Here is a 17,745-nt window from a genome sequence, read left to right on the forward strand (position 1 = left end):
ATTCCGATGAATATCCAATAGGGGGAATGACCCGACGCTCCGCTGCCCTGACGGGAAGCGGTCAATTGCATCTCATTAATAAAACCAAAGAGAGTGCAGGATGAAGTTCAATTTTGTAGAAAACAGCAATCCCAGCCGCCGACGCGTTCTACGCGATGCCTTGACCCTGGCAGTGGCGGCCTCTCCGCTGGCGAGCCTGGCCAAGGCAGCCACCGAAACCACCGATACAAACCCTGATGAAGTGACTTTTGCTGCCGGCCCGCGGCCGCTGGTGCAATATCCGCAGAAACGACCGTTGACCCTGGTGACCACCCGCCCGCCGCACCTGGAGACGCCCTTCCCTGTTTTCAACGAGGGGCCGATCACGCCCAATGACGCCTTTTTCGTGCGTTACCACCTGGCCAATTTTCCGCTGAGCATCGATCCGGACAGCTATCGATTGGCGATCAAGGGTTCGGTCGACACGCCGCTGTCACTGTCCCTTGCAGAGCTCAAAGCCCTTGCCGAACCGGTCGAGGTCGTAGCCGTCAATCAATGCTCGGGTAACAGCCGTGGCTATTTTTCGCCCCGCGTGTTCGGTGCCCAATTGGGCAACGGTTCGATGGGCAATGCTCGCTGGGTGGGCGTGCCGCTGAAGACGGTGCTGGAAAAGGCCGGCGTGAAGGCCGGCGCCGCGCAAGTGACCTTCCGTGGGCTCGACAAGCCAGTCCTGCCGAGCACCCCCGAGTTCATCAAGGCCCTGGACATCAGCCATGCCATGGATGGCGAACCCATGATCGCCTGGTCCATGAACGGCACTGATTTGCCCTTCCTCAACGGCTACCCGATACGCTTGGTGGTACCCGGTTATTTCGGCACGTATTGGGTCAAGCACCTGAGTGAGATCGAAGTCGTCGACACGACGTTCGACGGCTTCTTCATGGCCAAGGGTTACCGCGTGCCGGACAACGATTGCTTTTGCGTCGCCCCTGGCACCGCAGCGGCGAAGACATTGCCGATATCCAGGTTGCCGGTGCGCAGCTTCGTCACCAGCGTCCAGCACGGTGACGTTCTGCCGCTGGGGAAAAACGTGGAGCTCAAGGGCATAGCGTTCGATGGCGGCGTAGGGGTCAACAAGGTGGAAGTGTCGATTGACGGTGGCCAGCGCTGGCGCGAAGCCCGACTCGGGCAGGACCTGGGCCGTTTCTCCTTTCGTGAGTGGACGCTGGCGATCACTTTTTCCAGCAAGGGCGCCACCCAGTTGATGGTGCGCGCCAGTAACAGTGCCGGCGAGACGCAACCGCTGCAAGCCGACTGGAACCCTGGAGGCTACCGCCGCCACGTCGTAGAAACCTACCACCTGACCGTCGCTTGAGGAGGCCCGCATGAAACGTTTGACCACCCTGCTCTGCGCCGCCCAAGTGTGTCTGGCAACCCTGGCCAGTGCAGCGCCATTGGCGATCAAGTTGCCGCCTGAAACGGCCGTATTCAAACCCAGTGAACTGCCCGGCTACGCATTGGCCCAGCAGAAATGTTCCACCTGTCACTCTGCCGATTACATCAACTTTCAGCCCCCCGGGATGACCCTCGCACAATGGACTGCCGAGGCGAGCAAGATGCAACACGTGTACGGCGCTCCGATCAGCGATCAGGACGTAAGCATGATCGGCGCTTACCTTGCGGTGACGTATGGCAGCGCCAAGGCCAGCGACACCGAGGTGCAGACCGCGTCGAATCCGCCGGCGGCCCAGCCCTCGGCGGCACAGGTCGCCAACGTCGACGCCAAGACGTTGCTGCAGAACAACGGGTGCCTGGCCTGCCATGCGATTGATCACAAGGTAGTAGGCCCGGCGTATCACGATGTCGCGGCCAAGTACGGGAGTGACCCGCAGGCACTGACCCGGATTACCGCGAGCATTCAACAGGGCAGTTCCGGCAAATGGGGGGAGATGCCCATGCCGCCTTTCGCACAGCTAAGCCCGGAAGATCTGAAAACCCTGGCGACGTTCATCCTGCATCAGTAAGTCCAACCAGGATTCATGCCGAGGTTGCGGCCAGCAGCCCCGGCACTGAATCCCAGATCAAACTGACGCCCGCCAGCGCCATCAGCACGAAGACCAGCCATCGCACGGTGCGCGGCGACAACTTCGGCGGATACCGGCGGACCAGCCAACTGACCAGCACCACCAGCGGCAACGCTTCGGCACTCAACAACAACGTCGACATCTGCATCTGTCCTTGGGCGACGACCAGGCCAAGGCGCGTCGCTGCGTTCGCTGAAAACACCGTGATCAGGGTATTGCGGATGATTTCGTAACCCAGAGGCTGGCGATACAGGTGATAAACAATCGGCGGCCCACCGCTGGAGAACAAGCCATTGAGCAGTCCGCACAGGCCGCCGGCCAGCCAGAAGGAAGGCTGCCGGGACAGGCGTTTTTTCGGTTTGTTTTGCACCACCAGCATGAGGCTGGCCGCGACGATCAATATGCCCAGCAGCAGGCGCAGCCAGGTCAGCTGGCTACCACTCAACGCCTCGAGCCCCCACACCCCCAGGCTGACGCCGAGCAGACTGCTGAGCAACACCGGCATCAGCACCGCGCGGTCCAGCTGCGGCTTCGGCCCGCCCAGGGTACCCATGGCATTACCCAGGGTGAGGATGCTGATCACCACCGCCACTTCGGAGAGCGGCACCATGTGCAGGGACGCGACCAGGCCCATCAGGATCAGGCCGAAGGCAAAGCCGGTGAGGCTCTGGGCAACGGTGGCCAGGGCCACACAACAAAGAAAAATCAGATGCACTTGCAGGCTCATGTTGCCCCTTTTGCTGGTTAAACCAGAATGCCGCCGCACAGTGAATGTGTCGGCGGCAGCCTGGTGATTGACGGGGCGATGTCAGTCACCCATGACGTTGGCTCATCCCAGCCACTTCACCGCAAACAGGATGATAGTCGCGAGAAACAGCGTTTCACTGACAAGCAGGGTCGCCGGGCGCCAGCCCACTTCCAGCAGCGCCTTGAGTGAAGTTTTCATGCCCAGGGCGGCAATCGCCGTCACCAGGCACCAGCGCGACACATCGCCGGCCAACGCCTGCATCTGCGTCGACGCAATGCCGCTGCTGTTGATGGCGACAAACAGCACGAAGAAGATGATGAACAACGGCAACGGCAGTGCCGGACGCGGACCACCATCGCCGCGCTTGCGCAGCAGCAACGACAGGCTGAAAACGATGGGCACCAGCATGGCCACGCGTAACAGTTTGACCACGGTCGCGGTGTCGCCGGTTTCTTCCGACATGCTGTAGCCAGCACCGACCACCTGGGCCACGTCGTGAATGGTTGCGCCGAGGAAGATCCCGGCCTGGTGGGCGTCCAGGCCGATCCATTGGGCGATTGGCGGGTAGGCAATCATCGCGATGGTGCTCAGCGCGGTGACGCTGATCACGGTGAAGATGATGTTGCGTTCGCTGTCCTTGTCCTGGGGCAATACTGCGGAAATGGCCAGCGCCGCCGAGGCGCCGCAAATGCCCACGCTGCCGCCGCTGAGAATGCCGAAGTCGCGGGATTGGCCGAGCATTTTAGAGAGGATGATGCCGAACGTGATGGTCAGGAACACCGCACCAATGACCACCGCCATCAGCGTCCCGCCCAAGGAGAGAATCTGCTCAACGGTAATGCGCATGCCCAGCAGCGCCACGCCGCCCCGCAGGATGGTGCTGGAGGTGAAGCGAATCCCTGCGACCGCACGCCCCTCTTGGGAAAGAAAGCCCAGGGCCATGCCCAGCAACAGGGCCATCAGCATCACCGGGGCACCGTAATGTTCGGACAGGAAAGTGGCGCTGGCGGCGACCACCATGGCGGCGATGATGCCCGGCAGTAACAGGCTGAGTTTTTGCTGGCGGCGTACCAACCAGGACGTCGACGGTTGGGCCGTGTCCGGCAACTGACTGCGCACGGGGGGGATTGTGTGGTGTTGTTTTATTGTCATGTGCTCACCAGAACCCTGTGGTTATGAAATCACTGGATTTCGATGCTAGAGAAAACTGTGCTGCCTCATTAGGACCACCTCGAGGTGGTGTTAGGGGCCAGTCTGTGGTGGCGATTTTTTGGTGGGGGCGCAGCGGGTCGCCGGCGCGGATACACCGCGCCGGAAAAGGAGAGTTTTCGGACGAGCACGGTACTGTGGTGAGGGGGTTTTAGCTGTGGCGAGGGGATTTTAACTGTGGTGAGGAGATTTTAACTGTGGCGAGGGGATTTAACTGTGGCGAGGGGATTTAACTGTGGCGAGGGGATTTATCCCCGTTGGGCTGCGAAGCAGCCCCAAAAGCTAACGCCGAGTTGTTTCAGGTACATCGCGTACACAGGTTTTACGACTGCTTCGCAGCCGAACGGGGCGGTGCGACGTTTCGCTAAATCCCCTCGCCACAGTGTTGGGCTCGCCTGAAACTCAGCGCTGGGCCTACTCAGTCAGCCAACTGCTGCAGGCGCTCTCGTGTTTCAGGGCTGTACTGCACGGCGGCCACTGGCACCCGATCGTCGATGGCTGTGCGGATCTGCTCGACTTCGGCCTCGGTGAAGGCGCCGCACAGTTCAATCAATTGCACATGCCGGGTCAACAATTCCTGCGCCACCAGCAGCGCTTCCTCGACACTCGCAACGCCGCACAGTGTCGCGGCAAAGGTCTCGGACTCGAGGCGCCCGTTATGGGTGAGGAACTGCATGCCTGGCGCCTTGAAGATAAAGCCATAACGTTGCACAGCCATCGTGGTGCTCCTTGGATGATTGCTTAGCCAGCCGCCAGCAGGCGACTGCGCGTCTGCCGACGATAATCGATAAAAATGGAAGCCAGCGCGCAGGACGCCAGGCGCGCTTCCAACGGGTCGGCACGGGAGGTAAGAATGATCGGCACCCGCGCGCCCAGGACCAGGCCGGCGGCCGTGGCACTCATGAAATAAACCATTTGTTTGAACAGGAAATTACCGGCTTCCAGGTTCGGCACCAGCAAGATATCGGCATGGCCCGCGACCTCGCCGCTGATGCCTTTGATCCGTGCCGCTTCCAGCGACACCGCGTTGTCGAACGCCAGCGGGCCCTCGACGCAGGCGTCACCCAAGGCACCGACTGCCGCCAGTTTGGCCAGCTCGGCGGCATCCTGGCTGGACGGCATGCTGCGCGTCACTTCTTCGGTACCGGACAGCACGGCCATGCGCGGCTTCTCATAGCCCAAGGCGTGCATCAGTTCGATGGCGTTGCGGGCGATATGGATCTTGTCGATGATCGTCGGTTGCACGTTGATCACCGCATCGGTGATCGACAGGGCTTTGTCGCTGCCCGGCAGTGTCATGTGAAACACATGGCTGAGACGGCTGGGGCCGCGCAGTCCGGCTTCACGCTTGAGTACCGCGCGCAGCAGGATGTCTGTGTGCAAATGCCCCTTCATGATCGTTTCCGCGTCACCGGAACCCGCCAGCAGGCAGGCCATTTCAGCGCACTGTGCGTCGTCACTGGCGTGCATCACACGCAGGCCGTGCAGGTCCCAGTCGAGTTCTTCGGCCAGGGCACGGATCTGTGCCTGATCGCCGACCAGTACCGGTTCTATCAGCCCTTCCTCGCACGCCCGTTTGGCACTGCTCAAACTCAACAGATTGACCGGATTGACCACCGCCGTGACCACGCGCGGCAGTGCCTTGGCCCGATCAAGCAGGAACGCCGGACATTCCGGTGGAATAGTGCTCAACATGATTGGATTCCTTGTCGTTCACGGTAGAAACCGCGATCCCCTGTGGCGAGGGAGTTCACCCCCTCGCCATGGGCATTGAATGCAGGTGTCCGGCGCACACCGGACACCTTGACCACTCAAACGTAGTCTTTGTATTTCTCAAGGAAACGCACTGGCTTGGACAGTGCATCGCGGCGGAACGGATCGCCCAGTTCGCGGGTGCACATGATCTCGATCACCGTGGTCTTGCCGGCCTTTTGTGCCTCGCAAGCGGCCATGAGCGCCGGGCCAACGTCTTCCAGACGGTCAACGGTGACACCTTCAGCCCCCATCGAGCGGGCGATGCCAGCGAAGCTCTGGTTTTCCAGCTCGCCTGCCACGAAGCGACGGTTGTAGAAGTCCACCTGGTTCTTCTTCTCCGCGCCCCACTGACGGTTGTGGAACACGATCGAGGTGACCGGAATGTTCTCGCGCACGCAGGTCATGATTTCCATCATCGACATGCCCCAGGCACCGTCACCGGCATAGGAAATGGCGGTGCGATGCGGTGCCGCGACCTTGGCGCCGATGATGGTCGGCAGCGCGTAGCCGCAGTTGCCAAAGCTCATGGCGGCGAAGAACGAACGTGGCTTCTCGAAGCGCAGGTAGCTGTTGGAGACCGAGTTGATATTGCCGATGTCTGTGGAGACCATGGCGTCGGCCGGCATGGCTTTTTCCAGTTCACGCAGGACCTGGCGCGGGTGCAGGTAGTTGCCGTCCTCACCGCTCTGCTCCTTGATCATGTCCAGCGAGTATTCGTCCTTCTCGTGGATCCAGGCGTTGAGCTCGCTTTCCCAGTCGAATTTTTCCTTGGCGATTTCCTCGGCACGCGCGCCCTTGTTTTCCAGGCACTGCACGTCCAGGTTCTCCAGACGACCGAGCAGGTTGACTGCTGCGGCCTTGGCGTCGCCGCAGATGCCCACCGTGATTTTTTTCACCAGGCCGAGCATTTTCGAGTCGCAGTCGATCTGGATCACTTTGGCCTGCTTCGGCCAGTAATCAAGACCGTGCTGCGGCAAGGTGCCGAATGGGCCCAGGCGAGTGCCCAGCGCCAGTACCACGTCGGCGCGCGACAGCAGCTTCATGGCCGCCTTCGAACCTTGATAGCCCAGCGGGCCGCACCACAACTGGTGACTGGCCGGGAAGGAGTCGTTGTGCAGGTAGCTGTTGACCACCGGGGCGCCGAGGTATTCGGCAAGTGCTTTACAGGCGTCGACCGCATCACCCATGACCACGCCGCCCCCGGAGATGATCACCGGGTATTTGGCTGCGGCCAGAATCTGCGCGGCCTCGGCCAGGCTTTGCTCGCCACCGGCGCTGCGCTCGATACGGATCGGCGCAGGGATCTCGACATTGATGTCGCCGTAGAAGAAGTCACGCGGAATATTCAGTTGGGTCGGACCGTTTTCCTGCATCGCCCGATCGAAGCAGCGACCGGTCAGTTCAGCCATCCGCGCAGGATTGGGAACGTGCGCCTGGTACTTGGTGATGGTTTCGAAGAATGGCAGTTGCTGGGCTTCCTGGAAGCCACCGAGGCCCTGACTCATCGAGCCGGTTTCCGGCGTAATCACTACCACCGGGCTGTGCGCCCAATACGCCGCGGCGATGGCGGTCACGAAGTTGGTGATGCCCGGACCGTTCTGCGCGATGCACACGCCGTGACGACCACTGACCCGCGAGAAACCGTCAGCCATGTGACCGGCGCCCTGCTCGTGCACCACCGGGATAAAACGGATGCCGGCCGGAGCGAAAATATCCATCGCATCCATAAAGGCCGAACCCATGATGCCGAAGACGTCGGTGACGCCGTTGGCAACCAGTGTTTCAACCATTGCTTCGCTGGGGGTCATGCGTGGCATATCGATATTCCTCTCGTTGCTTAAGGTACGGCGGCCGCGCCGCCAATGACTCGGGGCTCAGCCTTTAACCGACATGGACGCACAGGGATTCACGTCAGGTCCTTTACGCATGCCGATCTCTCCGATTGTTGTTGTGATGGAGTGTTGGGGCAGGTCGAGCGAGCCGTCTCACGTTCGCGTTGAAGCGAGAACTGGCTGCCTTGGGGCTAGAGTAGGAGTCGAGAGAGGTGCCAGATAGGACCAGTTGAAGGCCACCTGTTGAGCCAGCTGGGTCCAGATTTATCCGCGCGCACAGACGATCCCGGCCAGTGCACAATTTGTGTTGGCTGTGATAGTTGAAAACGCCATGGACCCTGTAGGAGTGAGCCTGCTCGCGATGGCGGTGGGTCGGCAATGATGAGGTTGACTGACTGGACGCCATCGCTGGCAAGCCAGCTCCCACAATGAGATGCGCTATAGCGTGACGGTCAGCTTATTCGCTGGATAAGCTCGGCCAGCAATTTGATCCCCGGGCGGATGCGCTCGGCGTTGATCGACGAGTAGCCCAGGCGGAAGTAGTTGAGCGGCGGGTGCTCACCGATGAAGTGAATATCGCCGGGCTCGATCAGGATGCCGTGCTCGGCGGCTTCCTTCTGCAGGCGCCGCGCATCGAGGTTGTCGGGGCCTTTGACCCAGTAGCAGGAGCCGCCGAAGCTTGGCTCCTTGGAAGACTCCGGCAGGTACTCGCGCAGGGCCTCGCCCATCTGCTGATGACGCTCTTCGTAAGCCCGCATCAGGCTCATGATCAATGCGTCGTGGTAACCCCGTTCGAGGAACAGCGCCACCGAGCGCTGATTGTTTGCCGCCGGATGCCGAACCATCAGTCGACGCAACGCCCGCGCCTCGCGGATCAGGGCCTCGGGACCCACCAGATAGCCAACCCGCAGGCCAGGCGCCAGGGTTTTCGACAGGCTGCCGACGTAAAGGACCCGGTCATTCGTATCGAGACTCTTGAGGGCCGGAATCGGGCTGCCCTTGAAGTTGGTTTCGCTTTCGTAGTCGTCTTCAATGATCAGAAAATCGTGCTTATTGGCTCGCTCCAGTAATTCATAACGGCGCTCCAACGGCATGGTGACCGTGCTCGGGCACTGATGGCTGGGCGTGGTGTAAATGAGATCGCAGTCATTGAGTTCCTCGCTCAATATCAGCCCCTGATTGTCCACCGCCAGCGGCTGGATTCTCGAAGGATTGAGCATGGCAATGTTGCGGATGTCCATGTAGCCCGGCTCTTCAATGCCCATCAGGCTGTCGGGGCGCAACAACAGACGCGCCAGCATGTACAGCGCGTGCTGCGCACCCACCGTGACGAGGATCTGCTCAGGCTTGGCCCAGACACCACGACGTGGCAGCAGGCGCGTCCTGATCTGCTCCATCAGCAGTGGATCGTCGTTGTCGAAGCGGTCTGACGCCCAGTCACGGATCGCCGGAATGCTCACCGCGTCGCGGCAGCATTCACGCCAGTTGGCGGTGGGGAACAGGGCGGGGTCGAACTGCCCGTAGATAAACGGGTACTTATAATTCTGCCAATCCCGTGGCTTGCTCATGTTGCGTTGCTGCGAAGGTTGCATCACGAGCCGTTGCGACCAGTCCGGCCTGGTGCTGGCGGCCTCATCCTGGCGCGCACGCGGCGCCTCGACTTTGTTCGCCAGAATATCCGGATTGACGTAGTAGCCGCTGCGCTCACGGGCCACCAGGTAGCCGTCGTCGAGCAGGTGTTCGTAGGCCAGCACCACCGTGTTGCGTGCAACGTTCAGCTGTTTGGCCAGCTTGCGACTGGAGGGCAACGGGCTGTCGAGCGGAATATTGCCGTTGAGAATCACCTGGGCGATCTGCTCACGCAGTTGCTGCTGCAGGTTGGTGGTTTTTCCGGCGGACAAATGAAACAACTGGAACATAGCGGCCTCGACTGAACGAACGACAAGCGCTGGCAGCGCTAACGCGGCGATTGCCAGCAGACTAGCAACAACCTCCCGGCAAGACTATCCAGCGCACGACCGGCGCCTGTAATGAAGCCCCTGTAGGAGCTGCCGCAGGCTGCGATCTTTTGATCCTGGCTTCAAAAGCAAGATCAAAAGATCGCAGCCTGCGGCAGCTCCTACAGTGGATCGCATTTCAACACCGACAGCAGCGGCAACGTTATGCGTTATGGTTGAGGTGCAAGGCGGCCAAAGGCGTTGTCCAGGGCGGTGATGATTTCATCCAGGTCCTTTTGTGTGGCGATCAACGCCGGGGCGAAGCACAGCGTATTGTTGAACTCCTCGAAGCTGCGGTTGGTACGTCCGATCATTACACCCTGGCGCATGCAGTCAGCGGCGATGGCAATCGGCACGCTCTCCTCCACCGGCTCCTTGGTCTTGCGGTCCTTGACCAGTTCAAGACCACAGAACAGCCCCTTACCGCGCACATCACCAATGATTGGATACTTGTCCTGCAACTCACGCAGGCGACCCATGAAGTACTCGCCCATGTGGGTGACGTTCTCCAGCAAGCCCTCATCCTCGATGATGCGCATGTTCTCCAGCGCCGCCGCCGGACCTGCAGTGCAGCCGCCGAAGGTGCTGATGTCGCGGAAGTAACCCATCCGGTCATCGGCCTCCCCCTTGAACGCTTCGAACACTTCCTCGGTGGTCACGGTGCAGGAGATCGCCGCGTAACCGCTGGCCACACCCTTGGCCATGGTGACGATGTCGGGCTTGATGCCGTAATGCTGATAGCCAAACCACTTGCCGGTACGGCCCAGGCCGCAGACCACTTCGTCAATGTGCAGGAGGATGTCGTACTTTTTGCAGATCGCCTGAATGGTCTCCCAGTAGCCTTCTGGCGGCGTGATGACACCGCCGCCAGCGGTGATCGGCTCAAGCACCACAGCCCCCACGGTATCCGGTCCTTCGGCGAGGATGACGCGCTCCATCTGCATGGCGGCGCGCACGCCGTAGTCGGCGATTTCACCGAACTGCGAGCGGTACTCACAGCAGTGTGGAAACTCGACGAAACCCGGGGTGAACGGGCCGTACTGGTTCTTGCGTTCGAACTGGCCGGTGGAACTCAGCGCCGTAATGGTCGTGCCGTGGTAATCACGCTCGCGGAACAGGATCTTGTGTTTCTTGCCGCCGTACTTTTTGTGCGCAATCTGCCGCACGATCTTGTAGGCCTTCTCGTTGGCTTCGGAACCGGAGTTGGAGTAGTACACCCGACTCAGGCCAGGCATCTTCTCGATCAGTTTTTTGGCGAACAAAGCGCCCGGTATGTTGCCCGCGGAGTTGGCGAAAAAATTCATCTTCGCCAGCTGATCGCGCACCGCGTCGGCGATCGTCTCACGGCCGTAACCCACGTTGACGGTCCACACGCCACCCGAGACAGCATCGAGGAATTCGTTGCCCTTGATGTCCCGCACGCGCATGCCCTTGCCTTCGACGATCATCAGCGGATCGTTCTGCTCCAGCGGTTTGTGCTGGGACAGGTGATGCCAGACGTGAGCGCGGTCACTGGCCAATGCCTCGACTGCATCGTACTCGTGAGCTGTTGTTTTCATGCTTACCTCTCGACTGGTGCATTTTTATTGTTGGTCACCGGGCAGGAGACACGCTCCAGGCACCGACTTACGAAGGAGCAGTACTCGGCATCGCAACGCAGCACCGCCCGATCCACCCCTTGTGTCGAAATTAAGAACAAGCAGCGCTCGCAGTTAGAACCAGTTATCGACCACGCGTGATGCCAGCCATCATCAGCAAGGCTCACCCCTGGGAAGAATCCAGCGCAAAGGCCAGGGCCAGTTGCGCAGCCGCCGCCTGTAACCGGGGAATGTGTTCGATCAAGTCGCCAAGGCTTTTGCGTGCCGTGGGCGCATGGCAGGCCAGCGCCGCAAGGCAATGACCGTCGACACTGATAATGGGCACGGCGACGGCGACCATTCCCCTGACGAACTCTTCACTGTCGATGCCTACACCGCGTAAGCGGATGCGCTCCAGCTCGGTTTCCAGCAGGTCGATGTCAGTAATGCTGCGATCGGTCTGAGGCGTCAGCTCAAGGTGCTTGAGCACGGCACTGCGTCGTTCCGCCGGCATCTGTGAAAGAAACAACTTGCCGCTGGCGGTGCAATGCAGCGGCACGTGGGTACCCGGCTCGACATGCAGGCGCAGGGGCTCGTGGGTTTCCACGCGGTCGATGTAAATCACACGCTCGCCATCCAGCGCCGTCAGGTTGCAGGTTTCACCCAGTTGCCGCACCAGCGCCTGCAGAATCAGGCGGCTTCGCTGCAGCACCACTTCGTTGCGCAACAGCGACAGCCCAAGACGATTGGCGCGTGGGCCGAGCAGGTAGGCCTTCTCGTCCACTTCGCGCAACAGATAGCCAAGCCGATCCAACGCGACGAGCATTCGCAACAGGGTGGCTTTGGGCGCCTCCAGCCGGTCGCTCAATTGTGCGAGGGACATCGGCGCATCCGCATTAGCGACCGCCTCCAGGAGCAGCAAGGCACGCAGACTTCGATCCGGATTGTCGCCGGCGACCGGTTCCAGCACGCTTTCCTCATCTTTTGGTCTGTTTCGTACCATTATTAAAACCCCGATAAAAAATCACTTTTCCTATAACTCATTAATTATTAGCAGGTTAGTTAAAAACGGCGCGAAAAATACGTCGTGGACTCACAAACACCCTAACTCTGGCTCCATATAAATGGAATGTATTGTTCTATTTTCAAATCTCGATTCGCGTTCACAACAATAAAAAAGAGGATTTCGGATGTCACGTACTTATGACTTCGTCATTGTCGGCGCCGGTTCAGCCGGCTGCGTGCTGGCCAATAGACTCAGCGAACACGGGCGCTACAGCGTCTGCTTACTCGAGGCGGGGCCTGCGGATCGTTATCCGTGGATTCACATCCCGATCGGTTACGCCAAGACCATGTTCCACCCGGTCTACAACTGGGGCTTCTACACCGATCCAGACCCCGGCATGAACGACCGACGCATCTACTGGCCACGCGGCAAGGTGTTCGGTGGCTGCAGTTCAATCAACGGGCTGATTTTCATCCGTGGCCAACGCGCCGATTACGACGCCTGGGCCAGCGCCGGGAACACCGGCTGGGGCTGGGACGACGTCCTGCCCTACTTTCGCCGTGCCGAGTCCAATGACCTGGGCCCCGGCCCCACGCGCGGCACTGACGGCCCGCTATCGGCGTCCAGCATCAAGGCCCGGCATCCCCTCACTGAAGGCTTTATCGGCGCGGCCAAAGAACTTGGCGTGCCGCACATCCCGGACTTCAACACCGGTGATCAGGAAGGTGTCGGTTACTATCAACTGACCACCCGCAAGGGTTTGCGCTGCAGCACGGCGGTGGCCTATTTGAACCCCGCCAAGCGCCGTCCGAACCTGACCATCGAGGCGCAAGCCCAAGCCGAAAAAATCGTCTTCGAAGGCACCCGTGCGGTCGGCGTCCAGTACCGCCAGAACGGCCAATCGCAGATCGTCAAAGCCAAGCGCGAAGTGATACTCAGCGCCGGCGCATTACAGTCACCGCAGTTACTGCAACTGTCCGGCATCGGCCCTTCGCCGTTGCTGAAAAAATTCAATATTGCGCCGGTACATGTGCTGCCGGGCGTCGGTGAAAACCTGCAGGACCATTTGCAGATTCGCTTGATCTACGAATGCACCCAACCGATCACCACCAACGATGAACTGCGTTCGCCGCTACGAAAGTTGCGCATGGGCCTGCAATGGCTGCTGACTCGCAGTGGCCCGCTGGCCATTGGCATCAACCAGGGCGGGTTGTTCACTCGGGTGCTGGAGCAAAGCGACACACCGGACATTCAGTATCACTTCGGGACCCTCAGCGCCGACTCGGCCGGCGGCAGCGTGCATCCCTTCTCGGGCTTCACCCTGTCGGTTTGCCAACTGCGTCCCGAAAGTCGCGGCTATGTGCGCATCACCTCCAGCGATCCTCTGCAACCGCCGTCGATGCAGCCCAATTACCTGTCGACCGAACTGGACCGAAAAACGGTGATTGCAGCCGTGCGCTACACCCGCAAGCTGGCCGCGACCGGTCCGTTGAAGCGGTTGATTCGCAGCGAGTATCGGCCTGGTAAAGAGACCCAGAGCGACGAGCAGATTCTGGAATTCTGCCGCCAGTACGGAGCGACCATTTTTCACCCGTCCGGAACCTGCAAGATGGGTAACGACCCGCTCGCCGTGGTGGATGCGCGCCTGCGTGTGCATGGCGTGCAGGGCTTGCGCGTCGTCGACTGCTCGATCATGCCGACACTGGTTTCGGGCAACACCAACGTTCCGGTGGTGATGATCGCCGAAAAGGCTTCGACGATGATTCTCGAAGACTGCCTGCAACCCAGTGCCCGTACACCTCACGCCACGGAGGCACCGACGCCGGTTCTGAGCACCGTCGCGTCCTGATGGAACAGTGAAAGTCGCGTGCCGTTCGCGCTCACCCTCCCTATAAATACAAGAATAGGAATACTGAGATGTCCACGCCAAATCCCGTGCGCAAGGTGGTGATAGCCAGTGTCATTGGCGCCACCATCGAGTGGTATGACTTCTTCCTCTACGGTGTCGTCGCCGGCATCGTCTTCAACCATCTGTACTTTCCGAGCGACGATCCCCTGGTCTCCACCATGCTGGCCTACGGCACGTTCGCCGTCGGTTTTCTCAGCCGACCTATCGGCGGTGTGATCTTTGGTCACTTCGGCGACAAGATTGGTCGAAAAAGCATGCTGATCATGACGATGATGATCATGGGCGTGGCCACCTTTCTGATCGGTCTGGTACCCAGTTACGACAGCATCGGTATCTGGGCCCCGATCCTGCTACTGCTGCTGCGCGTCGTCCAGGGCATCGGCCTCGGTGGCGAATGGGGTGGCGCAGTGCTGATGGCGTTCGAGTACGCGCCGAAACACAAGCGCGGGTTCTACGCCAGCCTGCCGCAGATCGGCCTGGCCATCGGCTTGTGCCTGGCCTCGGGTGTGGTCGGGCTGCTGTCTTACATCCTGACGGACACCCAGTTTCTCGAATGGGGCTGGCGCATCGCTTTTCTGCTCAGCGCAGGCCTGGTGTTCGTTGGCACCTGGATTCGTCTGAACGTGATGGAAAGCCCTGAATTCGCCAAGGTCAAAGCAGCCAACGCCGAAGCAGCCATTCCGTTCGTTGACATGATGAAGCGCTATCCGAAAAACGTACTGGCCGGTATGGGCGCGCGCTACATCGACGGCGTGTTCTTCAATGTGTTCGGCGTATTCTCGCTCAGCTACCTGACCCAGACGCTCAATCTGCCGCGCTCCCAGGCCTTGATCGGGGTGATGATCGCGGCGGTGGTGATGTGCTTCACCATCCCGATGTTCGGCGCCTTGTCCGATCGGATTGGCCGCACCCGCGTTTACTTCTGGGGATCGCTGATCACCGCTCTCTCGGCGTTTCCGGCCTTCTGGTTGATGATGACCAGCCAGGGCGACATGTTCGTGATCTGGATGGCCATCGTGGTCCCATTCGGGATTTTTTATGCGGCAGTCTACGGACCTGAGGCGGCCATGTTCTGTGAGTTGTTCGACGCGAAAGTGCGCTACACCGGCATCTCGTTCGTCTATCAATTCTCCGGCATCTTCGCCAGCGGCCTGACCCCTATGATCGCCACCGCGTTGATGCGCAGCAGCGGCGGGCAACCCTGGACGACCTGTCTCTACGTACTGTTCGCGGGCGCCGTCAGTGCTTATTGCGCCCGGTGGATCGGCCAGCGCAAAGGCGAACAGATGACGCCCGAATTAAGCGCTGCCCCGCGCACCTCCTCCTCATGACGGCCTGATCCGCTAAGCTCAGCGCATCGCCCGATTCCCCACCGGAACCGGGCTTTGTGCGTTCTTCCCGCTGGATGCCAGGCAAATCTGACCTGGCTTGCAGTTCCTGCGATTTGATCCCGGGCCACCTTGTCATTTGCCGAGGCTTGAGGCAGGGTCGATACCAATGAGATTTCTGCCACAGGAGTCACCCATGTCAAAGCTATATCCCAGTGTCGATCCCGAGGGACTGGTCGAGTACTCGGTGGTCTACACCGACCGCTCGCTCAACCACATGTCGCAGACGTTCCAAGGGGTGATGAACAACATCTCCAGCACCCTGAAAAAGGTCTACAACGCCCAGGCCGTTGCGGTGGTTCCCGGCAGCGGCACCTTCGGCATGGAAGCGGTGGCACGGCAGTTTGCGGGCGGCCAGCAATGCCTGGTGATCCGCAACGGCTGGTTCAGTTATCGCTGGAGCCAGATCCTTGAGATGGGCAACATCCCGGCTGCCACCACAGTACTCAAAGCCCGACCGGTCGAGTCCGGTCGCCAGGCCGCCTACGCCCCACCGCCCCTGGACGAAGTGCTGGCCGCCATTCAGGCGCAGAAGCCGCAGGTTGTCTTTGCGCCCCACGTTGAAACTTCTTCGGGGATCATTCTTCCCGATGATTACCTGCGCGCCGTCGGTGACGCCGTGCATGCCGTGGGTGGCCTGTTCGTGCTGGACTGCATCGCCTCGGGCGCGCTGTGGGTCGACATGCAGAAGTGCGCGGTCGACCTGCTGATCAGCGCACCGCAAAAAGGCTGGAGCGCATCGCCCTGCTGCGCCTTGGTGATGTTCAGTCCCCTGGCCCTCGAGCGCATCGAACAGACGCAGAGCAGCAGCTTTGCCTGTGACCTGAAAAAATGGCTGCAGATCATGCAGGCCTACGAACAGGGCGGGCACGCCTACCACGCAACCATGCCCAGCGATGCCCTCGCGCGCTTTAACGATGTGATGAAAGAGACCGAAGCCTACGGCTTCGAAAAGGTCCGCGCCGAACAGCAGGCGCTGGGTGACCGGGTACGCGCGCTGTTGGCCGGCAAAGGCATCAAAAGCGTGGCCGCTGCTGGTTTTGAAGCCCCGGGTGTCGTGGTGAGCTACACCGATGATCCGGAGATCAAGAGCGGCAAGAAGTTCGCCGCCCACGGTCTGCAGATCGCGGCCGGCGTGCCGTTGCAATGCGACGAACCGGCCGACTTCCAGACCTTCCGCATCGGTCTGTTCGGGCTCGACAAACTGCACAATATCGAGCGCACCGTCAGCACCTTCGAACAGGCGCTGAACGAGGTCATGGGGCGCTGAGCCACCCGCCTTCGCTGAGGCTCGCAGAGGATGACAACCTCCTGCGAGCCGGTCAGCTGCTGCCGTAGCCTCAAAGAGGCGGCGTCCGCTGCCTGAGAAAGTCGATGAACTTTTGCTGCACCGGCGTCACCGAGTTTTTCAGCCAGGCCGCCAGGGTACAGACGCGCGCGTCGACGCTTTTCAGTGGAATCAGCACCACGCCCTTGCGATTGAAATTCCCCGCACTTTCCAGATGGACCGTCACGCCGATATTGGCCGCGACAAACCCGAAAACACCTTCGCTGTTGTACGCCTCTTGTACGACCTGCGGCAGGAATCCGGCACTGATGCACAGCGCATCGAGCTGTCGCCGATAGTGCGACCAGTGACTCATCACGCCCATCACAAAAGGCTCCTGCGCAAGGTCCGACAAACTCACCTCGGACTGCTCCGCCAACGGATGTCGCTGCGGCAGCACCGCGACAAAGCGGTCGCGCTGCACTTCGATACTGTCGATGTTCGGGTCGAGCAAGGGCCCGGTGATAAACGCAAACTCGATGCTCCCACCCTTTAATAATTCGAGTTGCTGTTGGGTCGAACCGAAGACGAGTTCGGCCCTGATTTGCGGATAGTCGCGGTGAAATCCGTCAAGGATGGGTGGCAGCTGGCCTGAGACCGCGAAGTCGGTGTAACCAATCCGCAGTTGGCCAATCTGCCCGGCCCCCGCCTTGCGTGCGTCATGCACGGCGCTCTCCAGATGCTCGAAGACCGTTCGGCTTCCTGCCAGGAAAACCCGGCCTGCTTCGGTCAGTTCGACCCGTCGGTTGCTGCGCAACAACAGCACTTCGCCGACGCTTTCCTCCAGTTGCTGAATGGTTCGACTCAGGGCCGGTTGCGCCAGATTCAGGCGCTCGGCCGCTCGGCGAAAATGCAGTTCTTCGGCCACGGCCTCGAAGGCTCGCAGATGACGCAGATCGATTCGCACATCAATACCTTCCAGGCATCACTCGTT

At 60.4% G+C, this 17,745-nt stretch carries 14 protein-coding genes; 5 read left to right on the plus strand and 9 right to left on the minus strand.

All coding sequences use genetic code 11. The features are described from left to right. Nucleotides 1-100 precede the first annotated feature (100 nt). Nucleotides 101-1,354 (plus strand): SorA family sulfite dehydrogenase catalytic subunit, encoded by a 1,254-nt coding sequence (gene sorA / locus AC3ZVB_RS05030; protein WP_490145932.1) that lies wholly within the window; start codon nt 101-103, stop codon nt 1,352-1,354. A 10-nt stretch (nt 1,355-1,364) separates the two neighbouring features. Continuing rightward, nucleotides 1,365-2,003 carry a SorB family sulfite dehydrogenase c-type cytochrome subunit gene (gene sorB / locus AC3ZVB_RS05035; protein WP_490145933.1) on the plus strand — a complete coding sequence of 213 codons (639 nt, stop codon included), beginning with the start codon at nt 1,365-1,367 and terminating at the stop codon, nt 2,001-2,003. A 13-nt stretch (nt 2,004-2,016) separates the two neighbouring features. Here sorB and AC3ZVB_RS05040 read toward each other — a convergent pair whose 3' ends face one another. From AC3ZVB_RS05040 to AC3ZVB_RS05075, 8 genes are all read right to left on the minus strand, one after another. Next, entirely contained in the window at nt 2,017-2,790 is a 774-nt protein-coding gene (locus tag AC3ZVB_RS05040; protein WP_162440485.1) for a TSUP family transporter, read from the minus strand. A gap of 102 nt (nt 2,791-2,892) precedes the next feature. Beyond that, complete coding sequence (locus AC3ZVB_RS05045) at nt 2,893-3,963, minus strand: YeiH family protein (protein WP_490145934.1); 1,071 nt, start codon at nt 3,961-3,963, stop codon at nt 2,893-2,895. 475 nt (nt 3,964-4,438) lie between these two features. After that, nucleotides 4,439-4,738, minus strand: a complete 300-nt coding sequence (locus AC3ZVB_RS05050) for a DUF6506 family protein (RefSeq protein ID WP_162440487.1) — start codon at nt 4,736-4,738, stop codon at nt 4,439-4,441. Nucleotides 4,739-4,761: 23 nt separating this feature from the next. Next, a complete protein-coding gene (locus AC3ZVB_RS05055; protein WP_162440488.1) occupies nt 4,762-5,715 on the minus strand; it encodes a bifunctional enoyl-CoA hydratase/phosphate acetyltransferase in 954 nt (317 codons plus the stop codon). Between the two features lie 116 nt (nt 5,716-5,831). Next, nucleotides 5,832-7,592: a sulfoacetaldehyde acetyltransferase gene (gene xsc, locus AC3ZVB_RS05060; protein ID WP_194690331.1), complete on the minus strand. Its 1,761-nt coding sequence runs from the start codon at nt 7,590-7,592 to the stop codon at nt 5,832-5,834. Nucleotides 7,593-8,059: 467 nt separating this feature from the next. Then, complete coding sequence (gene pdxR / locus AC3ZVB_RS05065) at nt 8,060-9,526, minus strand: MocR-like pyridoxine biosynthesis transcription factor PdxR (protein ID WP_490145935.1); 1,467 nt, start codon at nt 9,524-9,526, stop codon at nt 8,060-8,062. Between the two features lie 248 nt (nt 9,527-9,774). Beyond that, complete coding sequence (locus AC3ZVB_RS05070) at nt 9,775-11,163, minus strand: aminotransferase family protein (RefSeq protein WP_162440491.1); 1,389 nt, start codon at nt 11,161-11,163, stop codon at nt 9,775-9,777. Nucleotides 11,164-11,365: 202 nt separating this feature from the next. Further along, a complete protein-coding gene (locus tag AC3ZVB_RS05075; RefSeq protein WP_490145936.1) occupies nt 11,366-12,151 on the minus strand; it encodes an IclR family transcriptional regulator in 786 nt (261 codons plus the stop codon). Nucleotides 12,152-12,371: 220 nt separating this feature from the next. Between AC3ZVB_RS05075 and AC3ZVB_RS05080 the strand changes: the two genes are divergently transcribed. From AC3ZVB_RS05080 to AC3ZVB_RS05090, 3 genes are all read left to right on the plus strand, one after another. Continuing rightward, nucleotides 12,372-14,036 (plus strand): GMC family oxidoreductase, encoded by a 1,665-nt coding sequence (locus tag AC3ZVB_RS05080; protein WP_490145937.1) that lies wholly within the window; start codon nt 12,372-12,374, stop codon nt 14,034-14,036. Between the two features lie 68 nt (nt 14,037-14,104). Further along, on the plus strand, nt 14,105-15,427 hold the full coding sequence (locus AC3ZVB_RS05085) for an MFS transporter (protein WP_162440494.1): 1,323 nt from the start codon (nt 14,105-14,107) through the stop codon (nt 15,425-15,427). Between the two features lie 193 nt (nt 15,428-15,620). Beyond that, nucleotides 15,621-16,754 (plus strand): aminotransferase class V-fold PLP-dependent enzyme, encoded by a 1,134-nt coding sequence (locus AC3ZVB_RS05090; RefSeq protein WP_490145938.1) that lies wholly within the window; start codon nt 15,621-15,623, stop codon nt 16,752-16,754. A 70-nt stretch (nt 16,755-16,824) separates the two neighbouring features. On the opposite strand, the gene AC3ZVB_RS05095 is transcribed toward AC3ZVB_RS05090, so the two are convergent. Next, entirely contained in the window at nt 16,825-17,718 is an 894-nt protein-coding gene (locus tag AC3ZVB_RS05095; protein ID WP_162440496.1) for a LysR substrate-binding domain-containing protein, read from the minus strand. Nucleotides 17,719-17,745: the final 27 nt, after the last annotated feature.

This window comes from Pseudomonas sp. MDV22-iso1 (assembly GCF_058145095.1).